Raw genomic sequence first — 4,338 nt, 5'->3', positions numbered from 1 at the left:
GGCGTTCCGAGGGCCCGGCTCACCGACGCGACCGGGCCCTCGGGCCGACGCCGTGCCCAGCCCTGCCCCGCCCGCCGCGGTTCAGGACGCCCGGCGCGGTGCGGCCTCCTTGGCGGTGGTCTTCGCTGCCGTCTTCTTCGCAGCCGCGGCGGTCCGCTCGGTCGGGGCCTTGCGGGCCGCCGCGGCCTTCTTGGCCGGCGCCTTCTTCGCCGGGGTCTTCCGGGTGGACACCTTTCCAGGTGACCTGTGGCATGACCTGCCGCTTTCATGGGGATTTACCACGGTATGCCGGAGCGACAGGTCACGGAAGTCGAAGGCCGCCGCCTGGTCCTCTCCCACCTGGACAAGGTGCTGTGGCCGGCCACCGGCTGGACGAAGGGCCAGGCCCTCTACTACTACGCCCAGGTCGCGCCGCACCTGCTGCCGCACGTCCGGCGCCGGCCGGCCACCCTGCTGCGCTTCCCCTCCGGGGTCGGCGAGGAGGGCTTCTTCGCCAAGAACCCGCCGCCCGGCCTGCCCGACTGGGTCCGCACCATGGTCGTCGACAGCCACGAGGGGCCCAAGGACCGCGTCACCGTCGACGACCTGCCCACCCTGATGGCCCTCGCCAACGGGTACGCCCTCGAACTCCACGTGCCGCAGTGGAACGCCGACACCGGGCCCGCTGACCACGACCGGCTGGTCATCGACCTCGACCCGGGCCCCGGCGCCGACGTCATGCTCTGCTGCGCGGTCGCCCTGCTCGTCCGCGAACGCCTCGCCGAGGACGGCCTCACCGCCCACGTCAAGACCTCCGGCAGCAAGGGCCTCCACCTGTACGCGGCACTGCGGCCGAGCGGGGCCTCCGCCGTCGTCGGCTACGCCCGCACGCTCGCCGAACGCCTGGCCGCCGACCACCCCCGCCACGTGGTCAGCAGGATGGCCAAGGCGCTGCGCCGCGGCAAGGTCTTCGTCGACTGGTCGCAGAACACCACCGCGAAGACCACCGCGGCGCCCTACACCCTGCGCGCCACCGCGACCCCCGGCGTCTCCACCCCGATCACCTGGGCCGAGGTCGAGCAGTGCACCGCCCCCGGCGACCTCGCGTTCACCCCCGAGGACGTCCTCGCCCGCACCGCCGAGCACGGCGACCTGTTGGCCCCGCTCCTCGGCGAAGCGGCGGAACTCCCGGACAGCGACTGACCGTTGCGGTCCCGACGGCCGGCCTCCGTCACCCGGCCGCCGTCCACAGGCGGCGTGCCCGGGCGACCTCCTCGCGGCGGACGGCCTGCTTCCGGCGGTACGCCCAGGGGCCCCACCAGTCCGGTGCAAAGGGCGGGAGGACGCGGGCGGCGGCCTGGTCGGGATGCAGGCCGAGGCGGCGCAGCGGGGCGGCGCGGACCCGGACGGTGACGTGGCCGCGCCAGCGCCCGCCGAGCGCGGGATCGGGCCCGCAGGCCAGGTCGTGGCGGACGTCCTGCCCGTCGAGCGGCGACCAGTCGATGCCGCGGTCGCGCAGTCAAACGGCGAGGGCGAACCCCGGGCGCGGCAGACCGGACAGGTTCTCGACGGTGAAGAGGGTCACCCATTCCCCGGGATCGGTGGTGCTCGTGGTGTCCATCGACCCAGCCTGCCAGTGCGGCTGACGCCCTGTCGCCCGGATTTCCGGGCGCCTGCCGGACGGTCGGACCCGGCCGGTAGGGTCCCGGGTATGACACACGGGTTCGATCTCGTCGAAGGTGTCGCGGCCGGTCTCGAAGACCGTGCGGCGGCCTGGTGGTTCGTGCAGGACTTCGCGGAGCACTGGGTCGCTCCGCTCGCGGAGGGCGACGGCTGGGCGGAGGCCGACCTCGCCGCCGCGGAGGAGCGGCTCGGCCACCGGCTGCCCGCGGCGCTCCGCGAGGCCTACGGCCGGTTCGGCCGGCGCACCGACCTCACCGCCAACCGCGACCCGCTGCTCGACCCCGCGGAGCTCCACCTCGACGCCGGGGGCCACCTGCTGGTCCTCCGCCACGCGAAGGAGGGCGCCACCGCCTGGGGCGTCCCGCTCGACGAACTGCACCGGCCCGACCCGGCCGTGGTGCTGGAGAGCGACGGCAGCCGGCGGCCCTGGCTGGACCGGCTCTCGGTGGCCCTGGTCGAACTCGTCCTCTCCGAGTCCCTGCACGCCCCCGACGGCCACGCCGACCTCCTCGAACCGCTCGACGTCGCGACGCTCCTCGCCCTCGAGGACGGCTACGTCCAACTGCCCTTCCCCGACTACCCGGTGTTCTCCGCCCCGGCCGGCAGCCGCTGGTTCGCCGGGGACGACGTGCTGCTCCGCGCGGACGACGGCGGCGCCCTCCGCGCCCGCGCCCGCACCGCCGAGGCCCTCGACGGCCTCCGCAAGGACCTCCCCGGCAACTGGCTGCGCGCGGACGGCGCGTGAGGCGGGCGATCCCCCTGCCCCGCACGGACGGTGCCGGCGCGCCGGTGAACGGCGGCACCGTCCGGGCCGCGACGGGAGCGGAGCCGGTGCGGTGACGGAAGCGGCGCAGGACGTGCGGGACGCCGGGGCGACGGGCCACGGTCCGAGCCTGTGGCGGCAGCGGGACTTCATGCTGCTGTGGGGCGGCCAGACGGTCAGTGAGACGGGATCGGCGGTCACCGAGGTCGCCCTGCCGCTGCTCGCGGTCGTCGCGCTCGGCGCGAGCACCTTCCAGGTCGGCCTGTTGACCGCGGCCACCACACTGGCGTTCGCGGTGATCGCGCTGCCGGCCGGTGCGATGGTGGACGGCACCGCCAAGCGCTCCGTCATGATCGTCTGCAATCTGCTCCGGCTGGTGATCATCGGATCGGTCCCGCTGGCCGCGGCGTTCGGCGTCCTGACGATGGCCCAGCTGTACGCGGTCGCCGTGGCGGCGGGCGTCTGCTCGGTGTTCTTCGACGTCTCGTACCAGAGCTACGTGCCGTCGCTCGTCCGCGCCGAGCACCTGATGAACGCCAACGGCAAGCTCGGGACCACCCAGGCACTCGCACAGTTCGGCGGGCCGGGGCTGGGCAGCGGGCTGGTCTGGTCGGTCGGCGCCGCGGGGGCGATGACGGCCGACGCGCTGTCCTACGCGCTCTCGGTCCTGTCGGTCCTCGGGATCAGGACCCGGGAGGAGCGTCCGCGGGCGCGGCCGGCGGACGGGACGCTGCGCCGCCGGATCGCCGAGGGCCTGAGGTTCGTCCTCGGGCACCGCATCCTGCGCCGGGTCGTGGCGTGCACCGCCACCGCGAACCTGTTCTCCGGCATGGTCTCGGCGCTGGCGATGGTCTTCCTCGTCCGGGTGCTGCACGTGGGGCCCGCGCTGACCGGGCTGGTGATGGCGGCCGCGGCCGTCGGCGGGATCGCCGGAGGGCTGTTCGCCGGCCGGCTGGCCGAGCGGCTCGGCTCGGCCCGGATCATCTGGGTGTCGATGCTGGTGTTCGGCGCGCCGCAGGTCGTCGCGGCGGCCGCCCGGCCCGGCTGGGGGGTGCTGCTCTTCCCGCTGGGCTGGGGCGTCGCGGGCTTCTCCGCGATGGTCTACAACGTCGCGCAGCTCAGCTACCGGCAGTCGGTGACACCGCCGGAGCTGATGGGCCGGATGAACGCGGCCGTCCGCTGGGTCGTCTGGGGCACCCTGCCGGTCGGCGGCGTCCTCGGCGGGCTGCTCGGCACGCTGATCGGGATCCGGCCCGCACTCGGGCTGGCCCTCGTCGGCACCTGGGCGGCCGGCTGGTTCGTCTTCTTCTCCCCGCTCCGCCGGCTGCGCGACGTCCCCGGCCCCGAATCCGCCACGGCCGCACCCTGACGGCCGCCGCACGGCCACCCGGACTCCCCGGGTGGCCGTGAGCGGGTCCTTACGGAAGTCGTACGGACCGCCGGGGCCGGGCGGCAGGCCCCGGCCGTCTGCCTATCCTCGGAGGCGTGAACGCGTCCGACGGCGACAGCCGACCCCCGAACGCCGGCCGCATCCTGGTGGTCGACGACGATCCGACCGTCGCCGAGGTCGTCACCGGCTACCTCCGGCGGGCCGGCTACACCGTCGACCGGGCCGCCGACGGCCACCAGGCGCTGGCCGCCGCCGCGCACGGCCCCGACCTGGTGGTGCTCGACCTGATGCTGCCCGGCATCGACGGCCTGGAGGTCTGCCGCCGGCTGCGCGCGACCGAGCACGGCGCCCGGCTGCCGGTGGTGATGCTCACCGCGAAGGGCGACGAGTCCGACCGCATCCTCGGCCTGGAACTCGGCGCGGACGACTACGTCACCAAGCCGTTCAGCCCGCGCGAACTGGTGCTGCGGGTGCGCTCCGTGCTGCGCCGCGCCGGGGCCGCGGCCGCCCCGCCCTCCGCGGC

The 4,338-nt window shown here is 75.2% G+C and carries 5 protein-coding genes; 4 read left to right on the top strand and 1 reads right to left on the bottom strand.

Features of this window, described 5'->3' with window-relative positions; genetic code table 11:
- Positions 1-81 precede the first annotated feature (81 nt).
- Positions 82-231, bottom strand: a complete 150-nt coding sequence (locus ABZ641_RS27135; RefSeq protein ID WP_344623573.1) for a hypothetical protein — start codon at positions 229-231, stop codon at positions 82-84.
- A 54-nt stretch (positions 232-285) separates the two neighbouring features.
- Here ABZ641_RS27135 and ligD point away from each other — a divergent pair, with 54 nt between their 5' ends.
- The 4 genes from ligD to ABZ641_RS27115 all read left to right on the top strand — a co-directional run.
- A complete protein-coding gene (ligD, locus tag ABZ641_RS27130) occupies positions 286-1,182 on the top strand; it encodes a non-homologous end-joining DNA ligase (protein WP_344623572.1) in 897 nt (298 codons plus the stop codon).
- A gap of 508 nt (positions 1,183-1,690) precedes the next feature.
- The gene (locus tag ABZ641_RS27125) at positions 1,691-2,407 is read left to right on the top strand and encodes an SMI1/KNR4 family protein (RefSeq protein WP_344623571.1); all 717 of its coding nucleotides are present in this window, start codon (positions 1,691-1,693) and stop codon (positions 2,405-2,407) included.
- Positions 2,408-2,498: 91 nt separating this feature from the next.
- Entirely contained in the window at positions 2,499-3,794 is a 1,296-nt protein-coding gene (locus tag ABZ641_RS27120; RefSeq protein WP_344623570.1) for an MFS transporter, read from the top strand.
- Positions 3,795-3,955: 161 nt separating this feature from the next.
- Positions 3,956-4,338: response regulator (locus ABZ641_RS27115; RefSeq protein WP_359985782.1), on the top strand; the 383-nt coding region annotated here is incomplete at its 3' end.

Source organism: Kitasatospora sp. NPDC007106, from assembly GCF_040634455.1.
Lineage (GTDB): Bacteria > Actinomycetota > Actinomycetes > Streptomycetales > Streptomycetaceae > Kitasatospora > Kitasatospora arboriphila.
Note: the sequence above shows the minus strand (reverse complement) of the source record. Positions and strands in the feature narration are given on the sequence as shown.

What these genes read in the sequence shown, in the direction of transcription:
- ligD (WP_344623572.1), top strand. Translation starts at nt 286, where the DNA reads ATGCCGGAGCGACAGGTCACGGAAGTCGAAGGCCGCCGCCTGGTCCTC.
- ABZ641_RS27125 (WP_344623571.1), top strand. Translation starts at nt 1,691, where the DNA reads ATGACACACGGGTTCGATCTCGTCGAAGGTGTCGCGGCCGGTCTCGAA.